The 23,957-nt window shown below is 62.0% G+C and carries 20 protein-coding genes; 16 read left to right on the top strand and 4 right to left on the bottom strand.

Annotated elements, in window-relative coordinates; genetic code table 11:
- Position 1: 1 nt before the first annotated feature.
- Both uca and atzF read left to right on the top strand, forming a co-directional pair.
- On the top strand, positions 2-3,541 hold the full coding sequence (gene uca / locus HJC00_RS04655; RefSeq protein WP_221163685.1) for an urea carboxylase: 3,540 nt from the start codon (positions 2-4) through the stop codon (positions 3,539-3,541).
- A gap of 3 nt (positions 3,542-3,544) precedes the next feature.
- The gene (gene atzF / locus HJC00_RS04650; protein WP_221157945.1) at positions 3,545-5,356 is read left to right on the top strand and encodes an allophanate hydrolase; all 1,812 of its coding nucleotides are present in this window, start codon (positions 3,545-3,547) and stop codon (positions 5,354-5,356) included.
- A gap of 247 nt (positions 5,357-5,603) precedes the next feature.
- On the opposite strand, the gene HJC00_RS04645 is transcribed toward atzF, so the two are convergent.
- Positions 5,604-6,296 carry a GntR family transcriptional regulator gene (locus tag HJC00_RS04645; RefSeq protein WP_210632598.1) on the bottom strand — a complete coding sequence of 231 codons (693 nt, stop codon included), beginning with the start codon at positions 6,294-6,296 and terminating at the stop codon, positions 5,604-5,606.
- A 340-nt stretch (positions 6,297-6,636) separates the two neighbouring features.
- On the opposite strand from HJC00_RS04645, the gene HJC00_RS04640 reads away from it, so the two are divergent.
- From HJC00_RS04640 to HJC00_RS04610, 7 genes are all read left to right on the top strand, one after another.
- Entirely contained in the window at positions 6,637-7,764 is a 1,128-nt protein-coding gene (locus HJC00_RS04640) for a BMP family ABC transporter substrate-binding protein (RefSeq protein WP_210632597.1), read from the top strand.
- A 21-nt stretch (positions 7,765-7,785) separates the two neighbouring features.
- Positions 7,786-8,916, top strand: a complete 1,131-nt coding sequence (locus HJC00_RS04635; protein WP_210632596.1) for an ABC transporter permease — start codon at positions 7,786-7,788, stop codon at positions 8,914-8,916.
- On the top strand, positions 8,916-9,842 hold the full coding sequence (locus HJC00_RS04630; RefSeq protein WP_221145209.1) for an ABC transporter permease: 927 nt from the start codon (positions 8,916-8,918) through the stop codon (positions 9,840-9,842). The genes HJC00_RS04635 and HJC00_RS04630 overlap by 1 nt, the downstream gene beginning before the upstream one ends.
- 71 nt (positions 9,843-9,913) lie before the next feature.
- Positions 9,914-10,615 (top strand): cysteine hydrolase family protein, encoded by a 702-nt coding sequence (locus HJC00_RS04625; protein ID WP_210632594.1) that lies wholly within the window; start codon positions 9,914-9,916, stop codon positions 10,613-10,615.
- Complete coding sequence (locus HJC00_RS04620; protein ID WP_221144920.1) at positions 10,612-12,162, top strand: ABC transporter ATP-binding protein; 1,551 nt, start codon at positions 10,612-10,614, stop codon at positions 12,160-12,162. Before HJC00_RS04625 ends, HJC00_RS04620 begins: the two co-directional genes overlap by 4 nt.
- On the top strand, positions 12,162-12,830 hold the full coding sequence (locus HJC00_RS04615; protein WP_210632592.1) for a cysteine hydrolase family protein: 669 nt from the start codon (positions 12,162-12,164) through the stop codon (positions 12,828-12,830). Before HJC00_RS04620 ends, HJC00_RS04615 begins: the two co-directional genes overlap by 1 nt.
- The gene (locus HJC00_RS04610; protein WP_210632591.1) at positions 12,823-13,164 is read left to right on the top strand and encodes a cupin domain-containing protein; all 342 of its coding nucleotides are present in this window, start codon (positions 12,823-12,825) and stop codon (positions 13,162-13,164) included. The genes HJC00_RS04615 and HJC00_RS04610 overlap by 8 nt, the downstream gene beginning before the upstream one ends.
- Before the next feature lie 130 nt (positions 13,165-13,294).
- On the opposite strand, the gene HJC00_RS04605 is transcribed toward HJC00_RS04610, so the two are convergent.
- The gene (locus tag HJC00_RS04605) at positions 13,295-15,412 is read right to left on the bottom strand and encodes a carboxy terminal-processing peptidase (protein ID WP_221153298.1); all 2,118 of its coding nucleotides are present in this window, start codon (positions 15,410-15,412) and stop codon (positions 13,295-13,297) included.
- 214 nt (positions 15,413-15,626) lie between these two features.
- On the bottom strand, positions 15,627-15,815 hold the full coding sequence (locus HJC00_RS04600) for a hypothetical protein (RefSeq protein WP_221163684.1): 189 nt from the start codon (positions 15,813-15,815) through the stop codon (positions 15,627-15,629).
- A 384-nt stretch (positions 15,816-16,199) separates the two neighbouring features.
- On the opposite strand from HJC00_RS04600, the gene HJC00_RS04595 reads away from it, so the two are divergent.
- The 7 genes from HJC00_RS04595 to HJC00_RS04565 all read left to right on the top strand — a co-directional run bounded on the left by HJC00_RS04595 (position 16,200) and on the right by HJC00_RS04565 (position 22,690).
- The gene (locus HJC00_RS04595; protein ID WP_210632588.1) at positions 16,200-16,811 is read left to right on the top strand and encodes a glutathione S-transferase family protein; all 612 of its coding nucleotides are present in this window, start codon (positions 16,200-16,202) and stop codon (positions 16,809-16,811) included.
- Between the two features lie 60 nt (positions 16,812-16,871).
- The gene (locus tag HJC00_RS04590; protein ID WP_221163683.1) at positions 16,872-18,938 is read left to right on the top strand and encodes a pyridoxamine 5'-phosphate oxidase family protein; all 2,067 of its coding nucleotides are present in this window, start codon (positions 16,872-16,874) and stop codon (positions 18,936-18,938) included.
- A gap of 141 nt (positions 18,939-19,079) precedes the next feature.
- Entirely contained in the window at positions 19,080-19,544 is a 465-nt protein-coding gene (locus HJC00_RS04585; RefSeq protein WP_221157944.1) for a DUF1348 family protein, read from the top strand.
- Positions 19,545-19,574: 30 nt separating this feature from the next.
- Positions 19,575-19,892, top strand: coding sequence for a hypothetical protein (locus HJC00_RS04580; RefSeq protein WP_247241788.1), 318 nt, complete (start codon positions 19,575-19,577; stop codon positions 19,890-19,892).
- Positions 19,893-20,031: 139 nt separating this feature from the next.
- Positions 20,032-20,922: a LysR family transcriptional regulator gene (locus tag HJC00_RS04575; protein ID WP_210632650.1), complete on the top strand. Its 891-nt coding sequence runs from the start codon at positions 20,032-20,034 to the stop codon at positions 20,920-20,922.
- Positions 20,923-21,143: 221 nt separating this feature from the next.
- The gene (locus tag HJC00_RS04570; protein ID WP_221163682.1) at positions 21,144-22,121 is read left to right on the top strand and encodes an alpha/beta fold hydrolase; all 978 of its coding nucleotides are present in this window, start codon (positions 21,144-21,146) and stop codon (positions 22,119-22,121) included.
- 269 nt (positions 22,122-22,390) lie between these two features.
- Entirely contained in the window at positions 22,391-22,690 is a 300-nt protein-coding gene (locus HJC00_RS04565) for a hypothetical protein (protein ID WP_210632584.1), read from the top strand.
- Positions 22,691-22,750: 60 nt separating this feature from the next.
- Here HJC00_RS04565 and HJC00_RS04560 read toward each other — a convergent pair whose 3' ends face one another.
- On the bottom strand, positions 22,751-23,950 hold the full coding sequence (locus HJC00_RS04560; RefSeq protein ID WP_210632583.1) for a mandelate racemase/muconate lactonizing enzyme family protein: 1,200 nt from the start codon (positions 23,948-23,950) through the stop codon (positions 22,751-22,753).
- Between the last annotated feature and the right edge of the window lie 7 nt (positions 23,951-23,957).

The following is a 23,957-nucleotide window of genomic DNA, read 5'->3' as shown; positions in this document are numbered from 1 at the left end:
CATGTTCAAGAAAGTCCTGATCGCCAACCGGGGCGAAATCGCCATCCGGGTCATCAAGACGCTGCGACGGATGGGTATTGCCTCTGTCGCCGTCTATTCCGATGCCGACCGCTTCGCCAAGCCTGCGTTGATGGCGGATGAAGCGGTGCGCCTCGGGCCGGCGCCCGCCGGCGAAAGCTACCTCAATGTCGATGCCGTCATTGCCGCCTGCAAGGCGACGGGGGCCGAGGCCGTTCATCCCGGCTACGGCTTCCTGTCGGAAAACATCGGTTTTGCCGAGCGCCTCGCCGCCGAAGGCATCGCCTTCATCGGGCCACGGCCCGAGCACCTCTCTGCCTTCGGGCTGAAGCATACGGCGCGGGAACTCGCGAGGACGAGCGGCGTGCCGCTGCTGCCTGGCACCGGCCTGCTGTCGAGCGCCGATGAAGCGCTCGCTGCGGCAGAAACGATCGGCTATCCCGTCATGCTGAAAAGCACGGCCGGCGGCGGCGGCATCGGCATGCAGCTCTGCGCCGATGCCGAAAGCCTGAAGGCATCCTTCGAAAGCGTGCAGCGCACCGCACGGGCAAGCTTCGGCGATGCGCGCGTCTATATCGAGCGTTTCGTGGCAGAGGCACGGCACGTCGAAGTGCAGATCTTCGGCAACGGCCAAGGCAAGGTCATCGCGCTCGGCGAGCGCGACTGCTCGCTGCAGCGGCGAAACCAGAAGGTGGTCGAGGAGACCCCGGCCCCCGGACTTTCTGCCGCGACCCGCGCCCGCCTGCACAAGGCCGCCATCGACCTTGGTGCTGCCGTCTCCTATGAGTCCGCCGGCACCGTGGAATTCATCTACGATCCCCTGCGCGAGGAATTCTACTTCCTTGAGGTCAATACCCGCCTGCAGGTCGAACATCCCGTCACCGAAGCCGTCTTCGGGATAGATCTGGTCGAATGGATGATCCGTCAGGCGGCGGGCGAGGACGTGCTCTCGAGCGCCGAGGCCCTGCAGCCGAAGGGAGCGGCGATTGAAGTGCGCATCTATGCAGAAATGCCGCATGCCGATTTCCGCCCGAGCGCCGGCCTCCTGACGGAAGTGGCGTTCCCCAGGGACGCGCGCATCGACGGCTGGATCGAGACCGGCACGGAGGTCACACCCTTCTACGATCCGATGCTCGCCAAGGTGATTGTGTCAGCCGAGGATCGCCCGGCTGCGATCGAAAAGCTGAAGGCGGCACTTACGGAAACATCGATATCGGGCATCGAAACCAATCTCGACTATCTCAGGGCCATCGCCGGCTCCGAACTTCTGGCGAGCGGCAAGGTGGCGACGACGGCGCTGCGCGATTTTTCCTTCGTAGCCGATGTCATCGAGGTGATCGCGCCGGGCGCGCAATCGAGCATCCAGGAACTGCCGGGCCGGCTTGGTCTCTGGCATGTCGGCGTGCCGCCGAGCGGGCCGATGGACGAACGTTCCTTCCGCCATGCCAACCGCCTCGTCGGCAATGGCGACATGGTTGCGGCGCTGGAGCTGACGGTCTCCGGTCCGATGCTGAAATTCCATACCGATACGACAGTTGCCCTTGCCGGCGCCGGGATGGCGATGAGCGTCGACGGCGTGAAATTGCCGCATGGCGAGGCCGTCACCATCCGCGCCGGCCAGATCCTCGTCGTCGGCAGCATCGATGGACCGGGGCAGCGGGCTTACCTCGCCGTGGCGGGCGGTTTTGCCGCTCCGGTCGTGCTCGGCTCACGCGCCACCTTCGGGCTCGGGCAGTTCGGCGGCAACGCCACCGGGACGTTGAAGACCGGCCATGTGCTGCATCTTGCCCGTCAGGCGACCGCCGATGCCGCAAAGCCGGCGACCGAGCCTGCGGAACTGACGCGCGAGTGGGATGTCGGCGTTGTCTATGGTCCACATGGCGCGCCTGATTTCTTCCAGCACGGCGATATCGAGACGCTGTTCTCGACAAATTACGAGGTGCATTTCAACAGCGCCCGCACCGGCGTTCGTCTCATCGGCCCGGCACCGAAATGGGCGCGCAGCGATGGCGGCGAGGCTGGTCTCCATCCCTCGAACCTGCATGACAATGCCTATGCAATCGGCGCGATCGATTTCACCGGCGACATGCCGATCATTCTCGGGCCTGACGGCCCGAGCCTCGGCGGCTTCGTCTGCCCGGCGGTCATTGCGCGCGACGAACAGTGGAAAATGGGCCAGTTCAAGCCGGGCGATCGCATCCGCTTTCATCCCGTCACGCGATCGGATGATCCGATTGCCGGCCCGGTCGTGCATCGGGCGAAGGAAGAAATGGGCTCACCTGTGATCGGCAAGAGTGACGACGGGCCTGTCTCCGTCGTCTATCGCCGCCAGGGCGATGACAATCTGCTGGTTGAGTACGGACCGATGACGCTCGATATCGCTCTGCGGCTGAGAGTGCACCTGCTGATGCAGGCCGTTTCGCAGGCCCGTCTGCCCGGCATCGTCGATCTCACACCCGGCATCCGTTCGCTACAGATCCATTATGACGGCACGACGCTGACCCGCAAACGCCTGCTTGGCCTGCTGGCCGAAATCGAAGCAAGTCTGCCGGCGGCCCAGGACGTCACCGTGCCGAGCCGCATCGTGCATCTGCCGCTTTCCTGGAACGATCCGGATGCGGAACTTGCCATGCGCAAATATCAGGAACTCGTACGGCCGAATGCGCCCTGGTGCCCTGACAACATCGAGTTCATCCGCCGCATCAACGGGCTGGCCGACGAACAGGCCGTGCGCGACATCGTCTTCGACGCCAGCTATCTTGTGCTCGGTCTCGGCGACGTCTATCTCGGCGCGCCGGTGGCGACCCCCGTCGATCCGCGCCACCGGCTGGTGACGACGAAGTACAATCCGGCCCGTACATGGACGCCGGAAAATGCCGTCGGCATCGGCGGGGCCTATATGTGCATCTACGGCATGGAAGGTCCTGGCGGCTATCAGCTGTTCGGTCGCACAATCCAGGTGTGGAACACCTGGCGGCAGACGCCGGTCTTTGCCAGGGGCAAGCCGTGGCTGCTCGATTTCTTCGATCAGATCCGCTTCTTTCCGGCCAGCCATCAGGAATTGGCGGAGGCCCGCAGCGCCTTTCCGCATGGCGGTTATCCCGTCAAGATCGAGGAGACGGAATTTTCCTACGCCGCCTATGAGCAGGAATTGCAGGCAAATGCCGCCTCGATTGCGACCTTCAAGATGCGCCAGCAGGCCGCCTTCGACGCCGAACGCCAGCGCTGGAAGGCGGCGGGTCTCGACAGCTTCGTTACCGACGAAGGCGCCGGCGAAAGCCCGGATGGGGACATTCCCCAAGGCTGCTTCGGTGTCGCCAGCGCCGTGCCCGGCAATATCTGGAAACTGCTGGTCGAGCCGGGCGCACCGGTCGCGACCGGCGACACGCTTGCCATCATCGAATCCATGAAAATGGAAATCAACGTCACCGCACATGCGCCAGGCCGTGTCCGCGACCTGCGCGCCGGGCCCGGACGAAACGTCAAAGCGGGCGATATCATTGTTGTTCTGGAGGAGTGCTGACCCATGCTGCCGACCATTCTTGATCTGACCAGCCTTCGCGCAGCCTATGAGGCAGGCAAAAGCCCGCTCGATATTATCGAGATCGTCATTGCCCGTCGCAATGACGCGACGGATCCCGCTATCTTCATCACCCCGACGCCTGACGAAGCGCTGCGCGCCGAAGCACGCGCTCTGATGGAACGGGCGCCTGAGCCGAACAGCCTGCCGCTCTGGGGCATTCCCTTCGCGGTAAAGGACAATATCGACGTGACGGGCCTGCCGACGACAGCTGCCTGCCCTGCCTTTTCCTACCGGCCGGAGACGGACGCTACCGTCGTTGCGCGGCTGCGGGCCGCAGGCGCAATCGTCATCGGCAAGACCAATCTCGACCAGTTTGCCACCGGCCTCAACGGCACGCGTTCGCCCTATGGAGCGCCGCGCTCGGTCTTCGACGAGGACTATGTGTCGGGCGGCTCGAGCTCCGGCTCGGCGGTTGCCGTCGCCTCGGGCCTGGCGAGCTTCGCGCTCGGCACGGACACGGCCGGCTCCGGGCGTGTGCCCGCGGCCTTCAACAATCTGGTCGGCATCAAACCGACGCCGGGACTGGTGCCGAATGTCGGCGTCGTGCCTGCCTGCCGCAGCGTCGATGTCGTCACCGTCTTTGCTGCAACGGTCGGCGACGGCGTCGCGATCCGCAAGGTGATGGAGGGCTACGATGCCGCCGATCCGTTCTCGCGCAAGGCCGTTCCAGCCAGCTTGCCCACCTCCGGGTTGCGGATCGGTGTGCTCGACGGAGCCGAGCGGGAATTCTTCGGCAACAGCCACGTCGAGGCTCTCTATGACGCCGCAATCGAACGAGCACGCGCCCTCGGCGCCACCATCGTTGCCTTCGACTACGCGCCGTTCCGGCAGGCAGCCGAACTGCTCTATAACGGCCCCTGGGTCGCCGAACGGCTGGCGGCGGTGAAGGATTTTCTTGCCACCAATGCCGCCGACTTCGACCCGACGGTTCGCACCATCATCGAGGGCGCGAAAGCCTATGACGCGGTCGCCGCCTTCGAAGGCCGGTACAAGCTCGAAGCGCTGCGACAGAAGACCGGGAAGGAATGGGAAAAGGCTGATATCCTGATGCTGCCGACTTCGCCGACGACCTACACGGTCGAAGAAATGATGGCGGATCCGATTGTGAAAAACGGCCATTTCGGCCGTTACACCAATTTCGTCAATCTGCTCGATTGCGCGGCGATTGCCGTTCCAGCCGGCTTCGACGCCGACGGTCATCTCCCCGCCGGCGTGACTCTGATCGGCCCCGCCTTCACCGATGACGCAGTGGCCTCCTTCGCCGACGCCATGCACCGGGCGGCGAACGCGGGAATGGGCATGGACCGTCTGTCGGCGATTCCCGAGGCGAGCCGCGTGGCGCCGGCCGATGACGGCTTGGTGCCGATCGTCGTCGTCGGGGCACATTTGACCGGCATGCCTCTCAACCATGAACTGACGCGACCGGGCGGCAGGCGCATCAAATCCTGCCGTACTGCACCGGATTATCGCCTCTTCGTTCTGCCCGGTACCGTCCCGCCGAAGCCAGGCCTGGTCCGCGAACCCGGTTTCGACGGCAAGGGCCTCGAAGTCGAGGTTTGGAAGGTCACTCCGGAAACTTTCGGGCGCTTTGTGCAGAACATCCCGGCCCCGCTCGGAATCGGCAAGGTAGCGCTCGATGACGGTTCCCAAATTTCCGGTTTTCTCTGCGAGGCTCACGCCATCGAAGGCGCGCGCGAAATCACCGAATTGGGAGGCTGGCGCGCCTACGTCGCAGATCAAATGACAAGAGCATGAAGCATTGTCTCAAAAAAATCCTGCTGGCGATACTTGCTGGCCTTGAGGCACGAAGCGCCTCAAGGCGGCTCGGCCACCACAGGATTACCGGACGAGGTGAGACCGAGACGATATAGGACCTGTCATATTTGCGTCGACGCCTGAGGACGATCGTAAACAAGAAGTTCGCTGCGTTGCGGACAAAGGGCGGCTGCCGCAGTTGCGGCCGCCATGGCTTGAGCCTAGTCGCAGATGCCCCTGCAAGACTTCAGGTGCCGCGCGCGCTCGGCTCCTCGGTTGTTGCAAACACCGCGCTCGCATCGCTGACCATCTCCACATGGGAATAGGCTGCCTGTGCGGCAGCGATGCCGTCCGCTCGCATGACTGCCATCACGATCCGACCGTGTTCCTCGTAGGACTTTGCCAAGCGACCGGGCAGCCGAAACTGCGCCCGTCGAAATGGGGCGAGCCGTGCGCGTGTCTGCGTCACCATTTCAAAGATATGATCATTATGCGCCCCGCGGTAAAGGCGGGTGTGGAATTCCGTGTTATGCGCCGAATATTCCTCTTGCGCGCCGGCATGCACGAGCCTCATTGAGGCCTTATGCTCCAACTCCAGCGTGCGCCGCTCGTCGACTGTCATACGTTCGGCCGAGAGCCTGGCGCAGATCGCTTCGAGTTCCGCCATCGCCTCGAACATGGAATGAAGATAGGTTTCGGTCACCGTGGTGACGACGGCGCTGCGGTTCGGCTCGCGGTCGACAAGCCCCATCGCCCCGAGTTCACGGAGCGCCTCGCGCACCGGAGTGCGCGACACTTCAAAACGAGCAGCAAGCGAGACTTCATCAAGCTTCTCGCCCGGCAGCATCTGCCCGGTCACGATCATGTCGGCAATCGCCCGCACCATCTGCTCGACGGTCGTCCCTGCCCTGATGATTTCTCTGCGCCTGACTTGCTTCAAGGACCGATTCTGCATTGTTGAGGTTGCATACACATGCCCGCTCAAGCCGGCAAAGTCAAACAGCAGTATATATTATTGATGTAACTGGAAAAAATGCATTTTGCCCTGCCGGCTTAGTCAGCTCTTGAAGTCCAACGGTACGGACATCGGACGATTTTATAGGCCCTGCATATTTTTCATCCAATTTCGAGATGAAATTGCATGCACTTCTCCGACGTTAGTCGGCGAAAGAAGAATTTCGATCATAAAATCAATGCGATAAAATCTGGCATGACCATTGCATACACTTTTCTGTAACCAATTTTGAAAACGGCAGAACCGCCGTCAGGGGAGCATTCCGATGACCAGACTCCTTTCCATGAAACGCCGCCACTTCCTTCAGGCTTCCGCTGCCGCCACCCTCGTCGGCGCGGCGCCCGGTCTCCTCTCGTCGCGCGCATTTGCGCAGACGGCTCTCACCGTCGGCTTCGTCTATGTCGGTCCCAAGGATGACTATGGCTACAATCAGGCGCATGCCGAGGGTGCTGCGGCCGTCAAGGCGTTGCCTGGGATGACCGTCGTCGAAGAAGAGAACGTGCCCGAGACGGTCGACGTTCAGAAGACGATGGAATCGATGATCAATCTCGATGGCGCCACCCTGCTCTTCCCGACCTCCTTCGGCTATTTCGATCCGCATATGCTGGCGATGGCCGCCAAATATCCCGATATCCAGTTCCGCCATTGCGGCGGGTTATGGCAGGAGGGCAAGCACCCGGCCAATACCGGCTCCTATTTCGGTTATATTTTCCAGGGGCAGTATCTGAATGGCATCGCTGCCGGCCATGCGACGAAGAGCAAGAAGATCGGCTTCGTCGCGGCCAAGCCGATCCCACAGGTGCTGCAGAACATCAACGCCTTCCTGCTCGGCGCACGCGCAGTCGATCCGACCATCACCTGCCAGGTGATCTTCACCGGCGAATGGTCGCTTGCGGTCAAGGAGGCGGAAGCCACCAACGCTCTGGTCGATCAGGGCGCGGACGTCATCACCTGCCATGTCGACAGTCCGAAGGTGGTCGTCGAAACCGCCGCCGGCCGCGGCGCCTTCGTCTGCGGCTACCACGCCAATCAGAGCCCGCTTGCGCCCGAGAAATACCTCACGGGCGCTGAATGGGCCTGGGGCAATGTCTATAGCGATTTCGTCAAGAAGGCGCAGGCCGGCGAAAAGCTCGGCAACTTCGTGCGTGGTGGCCTGAAGGATGGTTTCGTCAAGATGAGCGCGCTCGGCCCCGGCGTTTCCGAGGCGGGCCGCAAGGCATTCGAGGCAACGCATGCCGACATGATGAAGGGCGGCTTCTCGGTCTTCAAGGGGCCGCTGAAGGATAACAAGGGCAACACCGTCGTGACGGCCGACAAGAGCTACGCGGAAGACGCGATCGAGCTCGAAAGCATGAACTATCTGGTCGAGGGTGTCGTCGGGTCCACCGCGTAGACCGCGTGAGGGAGAAGCGCCATGACCGTTCAGGCCAATGATCCCGCAATATCAGTCGCGTCCGGTGAACCAGCCGCGCTGCGTCCCCTGCTCGAATGGACCGCGCGCAGGGCCGAACCTGTGGTCATCGGCCTTGCGGCCATCCTGATCGGGCTCGGGCTCTTCTCCCTCTTCATCCTGGCGATCGGCAAATCGCCGGCCATGCTCTTCCAGCTCATGTATACCGGCGGCTTCGGCAGCTGGTTTTCGGTGCAGAACAGCTTAAGCCGTGCCGCACCCCTTCTCCTGACGGCACTCTGCGTCGCCCTGCCCGCCCGCCTCGGCCTCGTCATCATCGGCGGGGAAGGAGCGGTCGTGCTGGGCGGCGTTGCCGCCGCAGCCATGGCCATGCCGCTTGTCGGCGCGGCCCCCGTGTTTCCCGCTCTTGTTCTGATGGCGATTGCCGCCATGGTCGTCGGCGGCATCTGGATCGGCCTTGCCGGCTTCCTGCGCCATTACCGCGGCGTCAACGAGACCATTTCCTCCTTGCTGCTTTCCTATATCGCCATCGCCCTGATGAATCAGTTCGTCGAGGGGCCGCTCCGCGATCCGGCCAGTCTCAACAAGCCCTCGACCAAGCCGCTGCCGCCCGAATACATGCTCGGCAACATTCCTGGCATGGATGTGCATTGGGGCCTTGTGATCGGCGTCCTCGCCTGCATCCTCTCCTGGATCCTGATCGAGGTGACGAGCTTCGGTTTCGCCGCCCGCATCGCCGGCGGCAATGTGCGCGCCGCCCAGATCCAAGGTTTGCCGGTCGGAAGGCTGATCGCCGGCTTCACCGCGATCGCCGGCAGCTTCGCAGGTCTTGCCGGCATGATCGAGGTCGTGGCCGTCCAGGGTAGCGCCAATGCCTCGCTCGCCGCGGGCTATGGCTTTACCGGCATCCTCGTCGCCTTCCTCGCCCGCCACAATCCGCTGGCGATCATCCCTGTTGCGATCCTGCTCGGGGGCATCGATGCTTCCGGCGGCCTCATCCAGCGCCGCATGGGCCTGCCTGATGCCACGGTGCTGGTGCTGCAGGGCACACTCTTCATCGTCATCCTCTTCTGCGAGACCTTCTACGGGCGCTTCAAGATCTTCAATCCCGACCTCTGGAAAAGGAGCCCATGATGGAAGAGACAGGCATCGGCATCTGGGGCGTGCCGCTCGCGATCCTGGCGGGCGCCATCCGCGTATCAACCCCCTTCATCTTCGTCAGCCTCGGCGAGACGATTACCGAGCGCTCCGGCCGCATCAATCTCGGCCTGGAAGGTACGCTCGTCTTCGGTGCGATGACAGCCTACGCCGTCGCCGTCATGACCAATTCGCCCTGGCTCGGCGTGCTCGCGGCCATGGCGACCGGCGCCATCTTCGGTCTCGTTCACGGCTGGATCTGCAAGTGGCCGAAGGTGAACGACATCGCAATCGGCATCGCTATGATGCAGTTCGGCCTGGGCCTCGCCTTCTTCCTCGGCAAGTCCTTCATTCAGCCTGCAGCGCCGCATCTGCCGTCGATTCCCTTCGGTTTCTGGTCGAGCCTGCCGCAGATTCAGGCAGCGCTGAACATCAACGTGCTCTTCATCCTCGGCGCCTTGCTGGCCTTCACCCTCTGGTGGGCCTTCGGCAATACGCGGCTGGGCCTCATCCTGCGCGTCGTCGGCGACAGCACCGATGCGGCGCGCGCCATGGGCATCAAACCGGATCGGGTGCGCCTGCTGGCCACCGCCGTCGGCGGGTCGCTGGCGGCCATCGGCGGCGCCTATCTCTCGCTTTACTATCCGGGATCGTGGAACGAGGGCATTTCTTCAGGCCAAGGCCTGATGGCCGTCGCACTCGTCATCTTCGCCCGCTGGAACCCGATCGGGTGCTTCCTCGCCGCCCTGCTCTTCGGCGGCGCCGGCGCACTTGGGCCGGCGTTGCAATCGATCGGCGTGACCCAGGGCTACTACCTCTTCTACGCCGCGCCCTACGTGCTCACCCTCGTCATCATGATCGCGACCTCCTCACCGACACGCTCGCTTGCCGGTGCGCCGGGCGCGCTCTCGCTGACGAAGTGAGGAGGGAGCATCTGATGTCCAACCGCGGCATCAAAACATTCAAACTTGCGGGTGAATAGGAGAAGAAGACGATGGACGCCATGGTCGAGACCAAAGGACATTATATCGACGCTGATCCCTATCCCTGGCCCTATAACGGCGCCCTGCGCCCGGACAATACGGCCCTCATCATCATCGACATGCAGACCGATTTCTGCGGCAAGGGCGGCTATGTCGACCACATGGGTTACGACCTGTCGCTGGTTCAGGCGCCCATCGAGCCGATCAGACGGGTTTTGGCCGCCATGCGCGCCAAGGGCTATCACATCATCCACACCCGCGAGGGCCATCGCCCTGATCTCGCCGATCTGCCGGCCAACAAGCGCTGGCGCTCACAACGCATCGGCGCAGGCATCGGCGATCCAGGCCCGTGCGGGCGCATCCTCACACGCGGCGAACCCGGCTGGGACATCATCCCGGAACTCTACCCGATCGAAGGCGAGACGATCATCGACAAGCCCGGCAAGGGCTCGTTTTGCGCCACCGACCTGGAGCTGATCCTCAACCAGAAGCGCGTCGAGAACATCATCCTGACCGGGATCACGACCGACGTCTGCGTTTCCACGACGATGCGCGAGGCGAACGACCGCGGCTTCGAATGCCTGCTGCTGGAAGACTGCTGCGGGGCGACCGATTACGGCAATCATCTCGCCGCCATCAAGATGGTGAAGATGCAGGGCGGCGTCTTCGGCTCCGTCTCCAATTCCGAAACGTTCGTGAGCCAGCAGCCATGAGCACAATCCGCGACACGCCCCTTCCGCAGGCCGGCAAGGCCGTCGGCATCGACACCATGGATATGACGATGCGCTTCGGCAGCTTCACCGCGCTTGACCATGTCTCGATCAAGGTCCCCGCCGGCAGCTTCCATGCCCTGCTCGGCGAGAACGGCGCCGGCAAGTCGACGCTCGTCAAATGCATCATGGGTTTCTATCATGCAACATCGGGTTCGCTCTCCGTTGATGGTCGCGAAGTGGCGATTGCCTCGCCCAGGGATGCGGCGACCTATGGGCTCGGCATGGTCTATCAGCACTTCACGCTGGTCCCCTCGCTGACGGGTGCCGAAAACCTCGTCATCAGCCGCGCTGAAGTCCCTGCCATCCTCAACTGGGCGAAGGAGCGGGAGGATCTCGCCGCCTTCATGGAGCGCATGCCCTTCCAGATCCCGCTCGACCGGCCGGTGAGCGAACTGGCCGCCGGCGAGAAGCAGAAGCTCGAAATCGTCAAGCAGCTCTATCTCGGCCGCTCCTTTCTCGTCCTCGACGAGCCGACCTCGGTGCTGACGCCCGCGGAAGCCGACGAGATGCTCGGCCTCGTGCGCGGGATGACGGAGCGAGGCGAACTGACCGTGCTGATGATCTCCCACAAGTTCCACGAGGTGACGAAATTTGCCGATGCCGTCTCGATCCTGCGGCGCGGCAAGCTGGTCGGCACAGGCATGGTCGGCGAACTCTCCACGGCCGAGATGGCGACGATGATGATCGGCGACGTCAAGCTCGCCGAGCTCGACAGCCGCGTTCCCACCCCGCAGGGCGCCAAGCCGGTCCTCAAGCTCGAGCAGGTCAAGGCGGCCGACCGCTCGGGGCACAAGACCATCGAAATCGACGAACTCATGGTCCGCTCCGGCGAGATCGTCGGAATCGCCGGAATATCAGGCAATGGCCAAAAGGAATTGACCGAAATCCTCGCCGGCCAGCGCCCGACGGAGACCGGCCGCGTTATCGTCAACGGCGACGCCTACCGCGCGTCACGGCCGGAGACGCGCAAGAACAATGTCCGTTTTATTCCCGAGGAGCCGCTGCAGAACGCCTGCGCGCCGCGCATGACGGTCAGCGAAAATCTCGCCTTTCGGACCTTCGATCTCAAGACCGACGGCAAGGACGCGGTCTGGCTGAACAAGGGCAAGATGAGGAAGCGCGCCGCGGCGCTGATTTCCGACTTTAAGGTGAAGACAGCCTCGTCTGCCTCGCCGATCGCGGCACTTTCCGGCGGCAATGTGCAGCGCGCCGTGCTTGCCCGCGAACTCACAGGCAAGGTGGATCTGCTGATCGTCTCGAACCCGTGTTTCGGCCTCGATTTCTCCGCCGTCGCCGAAATCCGCGCCCGCATCATGAAGGCGCGAAATTCGGGCGCGGCCGTGTTGCTGCTCTCCGAGGACCTCGACGAGCTGCTCGAGATGTCCGATCGCATCATGGTGATTTCGGAAGGCAAGCTGGTCTACGAAACGCCGGCCCGCTCAGCCGATATCGGCATGATCGGCGCCCACATGGCGGGGCATCACTGATGGCTGAGATCAAGGCAGAACCCTTCGCCTTTCCGGTGAAGCACGACCAGCTCGCGCTTATTGTCATCGACATGCAGCGAGACTTCGCCGAGCCCGGCGGCTTCGGCGCAAGCCTCGGCAACGACGTCAGTCGCATCACCAGGATCGTGCCCGATGTCAAACGACTCATCCAGGGCTTTCGTTATGCCGGGCTGCCGGTCATTCACACGATGGAATGCCATAGGCCGGATCTTTCGGATCTGCCGCCGGCCAAACGCGACCGCGGCAATCCCACACTCAGGATCGGCGACGAAGGCCCCATGGGCCGCATTTTGATCTCCGGCGAGCCCGGCACAGCAATTCTGCCGGAGCTTGCTCCGATCAAAGGCGAGGTCGTCATCGAAAAACCGGGCAAGGGCGCCTTCTATGCGACCGAGCTCGACGAAGTGCTGCAGCAGAAGGGTATCAAACAGCTGGTTTTCGCAGGTGTGACGACCGAAGTCTGCGTGCAGACCACCATGCGCGAGGCGAACGACCGCGGCTATGAATGCCTGCTCGCCGAGCAGGCTACGGAAAGCTATTTTCCGGAGTTCAAGGCCGCAGCCATCGCCATGATCCGCGCCCAGGGTGCAATCGTCGGCTGGACGGCCCATGTCGACGCCATTTTGGAAAGCATCGCCCATGCCTGAAACCACCCGCGAATTGCTGACCTCGGGCGGTTGGAGGGATCTGGAGTTCGGACCCTTCCGCGATCAGGTGACGATCCACTGGATCCGACCCTTTGAGGACGATCAGCCAGGAGTAGCGCTCCTGAAATATGAAGCCGGCGCCGGCGTTCCCCGCCATCGGCATGAGGGGCTGGAAACCATTCTCGTGCTCGACGGAGTGCAATCGGATGAAGCAGGCGACTACGGCCGCGGCAGCTACATCGTCAACGCCCCCGGCACCGAGCATTCGGTCTGGAGCGAAACCGGCTGCGTCGTCCTCATCCAGTGGGACCGGCCCGTCAGAATACTGGAATAGAAAACAGTATGAGGCAACCGATACCGCCGCGACGTTGAGTCGATCGAACTGTCGTTAAACGGACATCTCGCATCATCAAAGCGTTAGGGCATTCCAAGCGACATAATACGGTTATCGGCGCCGGTTACGCCTATTTCTGCTCCGCCTTTCCCGACGGCTTCGTGGCGGCCTCTACAGCGCCGCCCTGCAAATCCGCCTCGTCCCCGACAATGGCGGCGGCTTCGTCGAGCAGGACGTCCTTCGCCTTCTTGCGGGCGTTTTCCATGGCGATATCGGCGCTCAGGCTGCGCTCGTCCGCCTGCAGGCCGTCGTCGCCGGCAAGATCTTCGCCATCACCGGCTTCGGCCCGCGCCTTGAACCGCGCCTCCCGGGCCGCCGCTTCCTTGCGGCGCTCGGCTTCGTTCAGGGAAACGACGCCCTTCTCGCGCTGCGCCTTCAGATCGGCGATGTCCTGCAGCAGACGCTGGAAATCCTGATCGCCCTTGACCCGCGCATCATGGCGGCTCTGCAAGGCCGGCAGCAATGCCGTAACATCGCCTTCCGGCGCATATTTCGCCGGCTTGATCTCCGCCCACGGCAGGGCATTGTCATAACTGGTCTCGCCGAAGCTCGCGGGATCGGACAATGCGGGCAGGCTGATATCGGGGGTGACACCGCGCAGCTGCGTCGTGCCGCCGTTGATCCGGAAAAACTGGGCGATCGTCACCTTCAGCTCTCCGAATTCGGGTTTGCTGTTGTGAACCACCTGGTCGAGATCGACGACCGTCTGAACCGTGCCCTTGCCGAAACTGGGCTCGCCGATGATCACGCCGCGGCCGTAATCCTGGATCGCCGCGGCAAAGATCTCCGAAGCCGAGGCCGAGCCGCGGTTGATCAGAACCCCCAAGGGACCTGTCCAGGCCGGCGTTGTCAGGTCGGCGCTCTTGACCTCGATCTTGCCGTTGCCGGCGCGCTGCTGAACGACCGGCCCCTTGCCGATGAAGAGGCCGGTGAGATCGATCGCCTCGTCAAGCGAACCGCCGCCATTGTTGCGCAGATCGATGAGAACGCCGTCGACCTTTTCCTGGTTCAGTTCCTCAAGAAGCTTGGCGACATCGCGACTGGCGCTCTTGTAGTCCTTGTCGCCCTTGTTCTTGGCTTCGAAATCCTCATAGAAGACCGGCAGGGTGATGATGCCGATCTTGCGCGTGGTCTCGCCCGCCTTCACCGACAGCACGGCTTTCCTGGCCGCCTGCTTGTCGAGGCTGATCTTGTCGCGCACCAGGTTGACGACACGATGCACGCCATCGGCGCCGGCATCGGCCGGCAGGATGTCGAGCCGCACCACCGAACCTTTCTTGCCGCGGATCATCTGCACGACTTCATCGAGGCGTGTACCCACCACTTCCTTGATCGGCCCGTCCTTGCCCTGGCCGACGCCGGTGATGCGGTCGCCGACGGCGAGCTTGCCGGAGAGTTGCGCCGGCCCGCCGGGCACGAGTTCGCGGATCGTCGTGTAATCGTCGCGCTCCTGCAGCACCGCGCCGATGCCGAACAGCGAAAGCTTCATCGAGACATTGAAGTCGGCGGAAGCCGCCGCGCCGAAATAATCCGTATGCGGGTCGATCGAGTTCGAATAGGCATCCATGAACGACTGGAAGACGTCGTCGCTCTTGAACTTGTAAGCGCGCTCGAGCGTGTTTTCATAGCGTTTGTCGAGGGTTTCGCGAATCGCCGCGTCGTCCTTGCCGCCGAGCTTCAGCCGCAGCCAGTCGTTCTTGACGCGCTTGCGCCAGAGATCGTTGCTCTCGGCTTCCGACTGCGGCCAGGGTGCCTTGTCGCGCAGCACCGCATAATCTTCCTTGCCGCTGAAATCGAAGCCCTGCTTGAGCAAGCTGCGCGCATAGGTCATGCGGTCGACGACGCGCTGTTGATAGGCGTTGAAGATCGCAAACGGGATCTTCAGGTCCTGTCGTTCGATGGCGTCGTCGATCTCGCTGCGGTCGGACATGAACTTGTCGACGTCGGCCTGCAGGAAGAGCATGCGGTCGGGATCAAGCGATTTGACGAACTGATCCATCACCCTGCCCGACAAGGCATCGTCGAGCGGAACCGGCTTGTAGCTGTATCGCGAGAGAAATTGCGCGCTGAGCTCAGCCGCCTGCGCCTGCCGCGTCAACGGCTTCAAAACCGGCGGCGCTGCGACCTCGGCATAGGCGGACGGGGCGAGTGCAAGAAATGCACCGAGAAAAACATAGGCTATGCGCATTCAGTCTTGATCCAATTCTTAATGCCGAGGGCGGATGTGTGAACTAAGTGAGGCAATTGTGGTTTTTTGGCAAGCACGTGGGAAAATTGGGAAGAGATGAAAAAGTATCCGGCGTGATCGACCCGGGACTTCGCGGCAGCAGACTGCTGCGGCGGCGGCGCCAGCGATCATCGATCTCGCGTATATTGTCAGTTACGGAGCTACGGCTGGCGCTTTAGTGCGCTAGCAGTTGCTCATACGTGTTTCGTAGGCGTTCAAAATAATCGTTGTCGGTCAGAAAACGCTCGCTAGGGCTACGGCTCGGACCCTGGGGATGCTCTGCCAGATTATTTCCGTCCGGCAGCATGGCCTGCGCCGTGAGCGTAGCTTCAATCCATTCGGCTATCATGATGTCGTCGTACATTTCTGTCACCCGTGAAATCTTGTTCCAGGCGGCAGAATCCGACAAAGCGTCCTGATGGTGAAGACGTTATCCAGGCAAGACATCATTTCGTTGCGCGATCGAAATGCAATGGCCGCGCCGCTGAACAAAGTTCTTAACGCACGCAGCACGCCTGGATCACACAACGCAAAGGGCTCCGAAGCTCGGGGGTCATAATCAATAGGAAGTCGTGGCCCTGCAGTTTACGTCAGGTCGCGTCGATCCCGCCGGCAGCTTTTCGGAATTATTGCGTCATCTGTAATTATGAACTGCGCAACGCGGCCGTTCTCATTGACGGCCGCCTATCGCACCTTCGGCATGCGGATCGGGAATGGACCCGGCCGGAAGAGTTCGCAGGAGCGCATCATGAAACTTTATCATCACCCTCTTTCGGGTCACTCGCATCGGGCACGTCTGTTCGTCTCGCTGCTTGGCCTGCCTCACGAGCTGGTCGAAGTCGACCTGAAGTCCGGCGCACACAAGAAGCCCGAATTTCTCAAGCTCAACCCGTTCGGCCAGGTGCCGGTGCTCGAGGATGGTGACGTCGTGATCGCCGACTCCAACGCCATCCTGGTCTACCTCGCAAAGAAAGCGACCCGCACGGACTGGCTTCCCGAAGACGCCAAAGGCTCCGCCGCCGTCCAGCGCTGGCTGTCGGTTGCCGCCGGTGAAGTGGCTTATGGTCCGGCAGCGGCACGGCTGATCACCGTCTTCGGCGCCAAGTATAATCCCGAAGAGGTTATCGCTCGCGCCCATGCCCTGCTCCGCAACCTCGAAAGCCAGCTTACCGATCACAACTGGCTCGTCGGCAATGGGCCGACGATCGCTGACGTGGCGATCTACAGCTATGTGGCCCGTGCACCGGAAGGCAACGTCGATCTCTCCACCTACCCCGCCGTCAACGCGTTCCTTCGTCGTATCGAAGCGCTGCCGGGCTTCGTCCCGTTCGTTCAAACACCGGTTGGCCTAGCCGCCTGACGCCAGCACACGGGCGTGCGGCTGCATGCGCCCGATCTTCATTTTCGAGGAGAGACGGACATGAATGAGACCTTGAAGACGCTGCCGGTCTGGCATGAAGGCGAGACCTATATTCAGCAGAAGGTGGGCGTCGCCGAACGCATGGCGGCCGTCGGCCAACGTGTCATTCGCGATTACATGCCGGACCAGCACCGCGACTTCTACGCTCAGCTGCCGTTCATCGTGCTCGGCAGCGTCGATAGCCGCGGCGACGTCTGGGCGACCTTCCTTGAAGGGCGTCCGGGCTTCATGTCCTCTCCATCGCCGACGACCCTGGATATTGCGGCCAGGAGAGATGCCAGAGACCCGGCAAGCGAGGGTTTGGCGGAGGGCCTGCCCATTGGCCTGCTTGGCATCGAGATGCACACAAGGCGGCGCAACCGCATGAACGGCTTCGTCTCCAATTTGCCCGATGGCTTCCGTGTCGATGTCGACCAAAGTTTTGGAAACTGCCCGCGCTACATTCAGCTCCGGGATTTCGAATTCGTTCGAAATCCCGGCGAAGATTTTGCCGGCACCGTTGAAGACCTGCCTGACCTCGATGATGCTGCGCGCGCCATGATCGCGGCAGCGGATGCATTCTTCGTCGCCTCTTATGCCGATCGCGAAGATCGCCGTCAGGTCGACGTGTCGCATCGCGGCGGCAAGGCCGGCTTCGTTCGCGTTGCCGACGACGGGTCAATGACGATCCCGGACTTCGACGGCAACCTCTTTTTCGCAACGCTCGGCAACATCCTGTTGAACGGCAAGGCCGGGCTTGTCTTCGTTGATTATACCAGCGGCGACATGCTGCAGATGACCGGCGACGCCGAGCTTATCCTCGATTCACCGGAGATAGCTGCCTTCCAGGGCGCCGAGCGACTGTGGACGTTCAAGGCACGCCGCATCGTCCGCCGGAGGAACGCGTTGGCCCTGCGCTGGTCCTTCCGCGACGAGGGCTGGTCCGCCAATTCGCTGATGACCGGCGATTGGGCGCAGGCGGCCGACCGGCTGCGCGCTGCCGAACTCGCCACCCGCTGGCGCCCGCTCACCGTGACCAGGATCGTGGAGGAAAGCGCTTCCATCCGTTCGTTTCACCTTCAGCCGAGCGATGGGGCAGGTTTGCTGCCCCATGTCGCCGGCCAGCATCTGCCGATCCGCATCAGCCTTCCCGGCGCGGACAAGCCTGTCATCAGAACCTACACCCTGTCGGTGGCACCCTCGGACGGCCTTTATCGTATCAGTGTCAAGCGCGATGGCGCAGTATCGGGCTATCTCCACGATCATATCAGCGTCGGCGACACGATCGAGGCGCGCGCGCCGGCCGGCGGCTTTACCGTTGACGTCCGCGTGACCCGTCCGGCGGTGCTGCTTGCCGGCGGCGTGGGGATCACGCCCCTGCTCGCCATGCTGCGCCACGTTGTCTACGAGGGGCTGCGCAAGCATCGCATTCGCCCGATCATTCTCTTTCACGCGGCGCGTTCCAGACAGGAGCGTCCCTTCGACCGGGAAATCGCCGAGCTTGTCGACGCCGCGCGAGGCGCCGTGAGGCTGATCCGGGTCTTGAGCGATGTCACAGGCGCCGAAGAAGGCGCCGACTACGACGCCACCGGGCGGATCGATATGTCACTCCTCACCCGCCATCTGCCATTCAACGATTATGACTTCTATCTCTGCGGCCCGCCGCAATTCACGCAGTCACTCTACGATGGCCTGCGCAACTACAATATTGCCGATGGGCGCATTCACGCGGAGGCTTTCGGCCCGTCATCCCTGAAGCGGACGCTGGACGTCGGGGTGGCCGCGCCAGCCCGTCGACCGCCATCCACACAGCCCGTACCGGTCGCCTTCATGGGATCGTTGAAGGAAGCCCGCTGGACACCCGAGGCTGGCACATTGCTGGAGCTGGCGGAAGCGCGCGGCCTCAGCCCGGAATTCAGTTGTCGGGAAGGCAATTGCGGCACATGCCGGACCAAGCTCATCAAGGGTGCGGTGACCTACATCAAGGAGCCGACGGCAGCGATTGGCGAAGGCGAAGTGCTGCTGTGCTGCTCGGTTCCTGCCGAACAGGAGAGTGATGAGGAAAACCAGATCCAGCTCGAACTCTGACGGCTCCCATTGATGCATCCGACGCAACAGCATCTTGCTCTTTTTCAACCTTCATCGTCCTTGCAACATGAATAACGGACGGTGGTCGCCGCGTGGCGACCACCGCCGCACTCTCCATTCCAGCCCATAAAGGAACCGACCATGTCTCGTCCGCCACTTCCCCCTTTCAATGAACAGAGCGCCATCGAAAAGGTCCGCCTTGCCGAAGATGGCTGGAACAGCCGCGATGCCGCCAAGGTGGCGCTCGCCTATACACTCGATACGCGCTGGCGCAACCGCGTCGAATTCGCGACCAATCGCGCCGAGGCCGAAGCTTTCCTCAGGCGCAAATGGAACCGCGAGCTCGATTACCGGTTGATCAAGGAGCTGTGGGCTTTCCAGGGCAACCGCATCGCCGTTCGCTATGCCTATGAGTATCACGATGACAGCGGTCAGTGGTTTCGTGCCTATGGCAACGAGAACTGGGAATTCGCCGAGGACGGCCTGATGCGGACGCGCCATGCCAGCATCAACGAGCACCCGATCTCCGAGGCCGAGCGCAAGTTCCGATGGCCACTCGGCCGCCGGCCGGACGATCACCCCGGCTTGAGTGACTTCGGCTTCTAACGCCAGGTCCAGATCAAGGAGGTCGCCACCATGGCAGGGTTCAAGCTCGATGCGCGCGCACGGCTGTCGATCGAGCTCGCGCTTACCGCCGGACGTGGCGATCCCGATATCGCTCATCAGCAGGAAAAAGACGCTAAGGCACTCGGCATGTCCGGGGCTGAAATCGATATGGCCCGCAAGGGCTCGAGCTTCGACTTCCAACTGTCCAAGGCGATAGCCGTGGCGCTCGCACCCGACGCCGAACACCGCGAGCGCGCCATGAAAGCCGGCATAGATGGGCAAACCTGTGCCGACATCGAAAAACTGGCGGCGTCCTATATCGACCCATCTCTGTTGCGATCGGCATAGCCACCGCCATCCTTTCGTGACGCTTCCAGTCATGTCATTGGTATCAGTCTCGAAATGGCCTTGCTCGATCTCTTTCTCGATTGATACATATCTGGCCGATGGTCACGTGAGAGCAACACAAGCAATCTTTGAGGGGCGAATGGATCGATGGCAGGCAATGCGGATTTTTGCCAGGGTTGCAGAAACCGGAAGTTTTGCAGATGCCGCGCGCCACATGCATATGAGTGCACCGGCTGTCACCCGCGCCGTCGCGGCGCTTGAAGATCTGATTGGCGCCCGCCTCTTCGTTCGCACGACACGCTCCGTCAAGATGACGGAGGCAGGCACACGATATTTCGAGGATTGCCGCCGCATATTGGCGGATATCGCCGAAGCAGAGGCTGCGGCGGGTGGCTCCTACGCCACTCCGACGGGGACGCTGGCGATCACGGCTTCAGCATTGTTCGGGCAGATGTATGTGCTGCCCATCGTGACCGAGTTCCTGAACACCTTCCCGACCATGCACGCACGGACCCTCTTCATCGATCGCCCGGTCAATATTGTCGAAGAAGGGGTCGACGTCGCCGTTCGTATCGGCCACCTGCGGGATTCAGGCTTCTCGGCGATAAAGGTCGGAACTGTTCGGCATGTGATCTGCGGCTCTCCAAGCTACCTCGAGACGCACGGCGTTCCCATCACGCCGGCCGACCTCAAGAACCATCGCATCGCGGCCTCCACAAGCGCCTGGGCATCGCCGGAATGGCGTTTTGCAAACGATCAGCGGGTGACGATCGACCCGCTTCTACAATGCAACACCAACGACGCCGTCATCACAGCCGCCCGCGCAGGTTGGGGACTGACCCGAGTCCTGCACTACCAGATCGGCCCGGCGCTGCTGGCGGGGGAGCTGCAGATCGTCCTCAGCGACTTTGAAGAGCCGCCAATGCCCATCCACATCCTTCATCCGGAAGGGCGGCACGCGCCTGCCAAGGTACGGGCCTTCGTGGATATGGCAACGGCCCGCCTGCGCGAAAACCGGTTGTTGAACTAGCGCCACCGCCGCAATCGCCAGCCGCCTTGAGCGCCAGATCTCAGCATTGCGGGCCGGAATGTTGGGACACAGCTCCTGAATCAAGCAGGGGCCGTACCTCCGATTATTACACACACCGTAATTATCAGTTCCGCATTGAGCGGATTATCGTTTTTTCGTGGAAGGCTATGTTGATCTCCAAGGCAGCCGCAGCTGCCGCCTCAAACCCGAAGGAGACCGCCATGAAACGCCTGATCATGACCCTGATGCTGGCAACCGTCAGCTTTGCCCCGATGTCTTTTGCGGCATCGCCCACGCCCGCCCAAGCCGCCATTGTCCAGCGGGCTGCCATCACGGTCAACTATCGGACCGCAACGGTCGATGGTGTGAACATCTTCTACCGCGAAGCAGGCCCAAAGGACGGCCCGGTCGTCGTTCTGCTGCATGGCTTCCCGACGTCTTCGCATATGTTCCGCAATCTGATGCCGCTTCTCGCCGATCGCTATCGGGTCATCGCACCGGACTATCCTGGCTTCGGGCAGAGTGACGCTCCGGACCACACCAAATTCGCCTACACCTTTGGTCATTATGCCGACCTTGTTGACGGTTTGCTCGATCAGCTTGGTGCAAGAAAATATGCGATGTACGTCATGGATTATGGTGCGCCGGTGGGTTATCGCCTCGCCTTGAAGCATCCGGATCGCGTGACGGCTCTCATCGTACAGAACGGCAACGCCTATGATGAGGGCCTTCGCGAATTCTGGGACCCAATCAAAAAATATTGGGCTGACGGCTCGAAGGAAAGCCGCGACGGGCTCTCTGGCCTGGTCACCCTCGAGACCACGAAATTCCAGTACACGGACGGCATGAGCGATCTGAGCCGCATCAGCCCCGACAACTGGGTTCATGACCAGGCGCTGCTCGATCGACCCGGCAACAAGGACATTCAGCTGGATCTCTTCTATGACTATCGCACCAATGTGCCGCTTTACCCGCAATTCCAGGCCTTCTTCCGCGATCACAAGCCGCCGACGCTGATCGTGTGGGGCAAGAACGACAAGATCTTCCCGGCCGAAGGCGCGCATCCCTATCTCCGTGATCTCCCGGATGCCGAACTGCATCTTCTCGATACCGGCCATTTCGCGCTGGAGGACAAGTTGGACGTAATGGCGCCGCTCATTCACGACTTTCTTGACCGAAAACTCGGCGAGAAGAACTGAGGACAGTGCCGCGCAGCTCCACGGGGCTGCGCGGCACATCGGATTCCTACGCTTCGGATGCATTCCCTCTGGCTTCGATAAAGAAGCGTCAACGCCGCTCAGGCGACGGGGATGCCCATCTCTTCGGCCGCCTCCAACGCTTGGGCTTCGGTCATCTCCGTCACGCAGCCGCGGTTGTCGATCAACGGGCGATGGTTTTCCCAAAGTTTGAGTTGACCGTTTTCGTTGGCGAAGCAACACTTGCACTGCAGCAAGGCAGGAGGAACATGATGGACGAGCAAGACCGCTGGCGCCAGATGGCAAGCGCACCGAGAGACGGCAGCCGCATCCTGGTGACGATCCGTGCGTCCGAACAGGGGCCGGCGGAAGTCGATCTCGCCTACTGGTCGCATGGCGATCAGTTCGGTGGAGAAGGCTGGCGCGCCTCGGATTCCTCGCCCGGGCACATCATCGAATATGCCGAGCCGGAGTTGAAGTGCTGGATGCCGATGCCCTCGGCCAATCGCACCTCGATGCCCTCGCCCTGGGAAGGCGAGGACGACGAGGAACTGGACGGGTCGGGCATTTAAGGACTGGCGCAAGCCCTGTTTCCTGGCGCCCGACAGGAGGCACGGCAGGTGGAGCAAGGTTCAGTCGAAAAAGCCCGCATCCTCTTCCCGGAGAAATCTCCTTGCCGCTTCAGCGTCGATATCGAGGCCCAGCCCCGGCGCTTCCAGTAGATCCACCATACTGTCCTTGACGATCTCAGGTGGCAAGCCGATGACCAGATCCTCCCACCAGGGGTCCGAAGCAGTCGGATATTCGAAGGCGACATAATTTGCCGGCAACGTGGCGCAGACATTGATCAGCGCGCCGAGACCGAGCAGCCCGTTGGCAGTGCCGTGCGGTGCCATCAGGATCGAGTGCATGTAGGCATGCTCGGCGACCCATTTGAGCTCGGCGATGCCGCCAATATCGGCTGGATCGGGGCCGATAACGCGGACTGCCTGCGTCTCGATCAGTTCCTTGAAATTGTGCCGGAGGTAGATCTGCTCACCAGTGTGGATCGGTGTCGAAGTGGAGGTTGTCAGTTCCCGGTAGGCCTGCGGATTGACCCACGGCACGTAGTCGCCGGTCAGCATGTCCTCGAGCCACATCAAATTGTACTTCTCGACCGCGCGAGCGAACCTGATCGCATCTGGCAGCATCCAGCCCGGGCCGCAGTCGAGCGCCAGGCTGACCTTATCGCCCAGCACTTCCTTCATCGCGATCACGCAGTCGAGCATGTGATTGAAACCCCGCTCACTGATTGCGCCCTGATCCATGGCACCGTGATAGCCGGCCTTCCTCTGCGTCACCCCGTAGTGGAAGCCCTCGATGGTGTCCTTCATGTTGGAGTGGAAGGAGATTCCTTGCTTGATCATGAAGAAGTTCTGCGGCTGCTCCATCATCCATTTGACGTCAGCGGCGTAATCCTCCGGCCGGTCGCCGGAGCGTTTCCGGCGGACCGAGCCGTTGTAGACCCGCACCTTGTCCCGCACCTTGCCGCCGAGCAGCTTATAGGCCGGCACGCCCGCGGCCTTGCCGGCAATATCCCACAGCGCATGCTCGATCGCGCTCACCGCCGCGCCGTATGGCTTGAAGGAGCCGCGCTGGCGGATCTTCAGCATCACTCTCTCGACGTCGGTCGGGTCCTCGCCGATCAGCGCCTCGCGGAAATGCAGCACCCAGGGCTTGAGATAGGCCTTGGTGAATTCGACTTCGCCCAAGCCATAGAGGCCCTCGTCCGTGACGATGCGGACGATCGGGTGTTTGCCGATAACGGCACAGCGCAGGTCGGTGATCTTCATAGGTCCG

The organism is Rhizobium sp. NLR22b (genome assembly GCF_019685295.1).
Lineage (GTDB): Bacteria > Pseudomonadota > Alphaproteobacteria > Rhizobiales > Rhizobiaceae > Rhizobium.
The sequence above is the reverse complement of the archived record's forward strand: the minus strand, read 5'-3'. Positions and strand labels throughout refer to the sequence as shown.